Source organism: Bacillota bacterium (genome assembly GCA_024655925.1).
Taxonomy (GTDB): Bacteria; Bacillota; DTU025; order DTU025; family JANLFS01; genus JANLFS01.
This window is the reverse complement of sequence record JANLFS010000223.1, coordinates 1,089-1,622: the sequence shown is the minus strand read 5'-3', so window position 1 is coordinate 1,622 and position 534 is coordinate 1,089. Positions and strand designations below refer to the sequence as shown.

Annotated in this window: 1 protein-coding gene; it reads left to right on the top strand. The window is 56.7% G+C overall.

Annotation, left to right across the window (positions count from 1 at the left end; genetic code table 11):
• Positions 1 to 128 precede the first annotated feature (128 nt).
• Positions 129 to 534: DNA polymerase IV (locus NUW23_16320; GenBank protein MCR4427712.1), on the top strand; the 406-nt coding region annotated here is incomplete at its 3' end.

Below are 534 nucleotides of genomic sequence, written 5' to 3'. Positions count from 1 at the left end.
CCGATTCGAGGAAAGGGGGACTCCCCACTTCTTCTTGACTCAGACAGACTACCCACAGCCCTTGACGCCGGGACAGTCGGCAAGGTAGTCTTGAAGGGAAGGTTCTGCCTCGCGAAAAGGTGAGACAATTGCGAACCATAGCTCACCTTGACATGGATTGCTTCTTCGCGTCAGTAGAAGTGCTGGACCACCCCGAGTATCGTGGGAAACCTCTTGTGGTTGGAGGCCCGAGGAACAGCCCGCGTGCCGTCGTATCCACGTGCTCCTATGAGGCTCGGAGGTATGGTGTGAGATCAGCCATGCCCATGTCTCAGGCTGTGCGTCTTTGTCCTCATGCAGTATTCGTAACTGGTAACATGAAACGCTACGCCGAGGTCTCACGTCAGATAATGGAGGTGCTCCGGAGGTTCTCGCCGGCGGTCGAGGAGGTTTCAATAGACGAGGCCTTTCTCGACATGACCGGGTGCGAGCATTTCTACCAGGACCGCCGCGAGATCGGAGTCAGGCTCAAGCAGGAGATACGCCGGAGTGTCA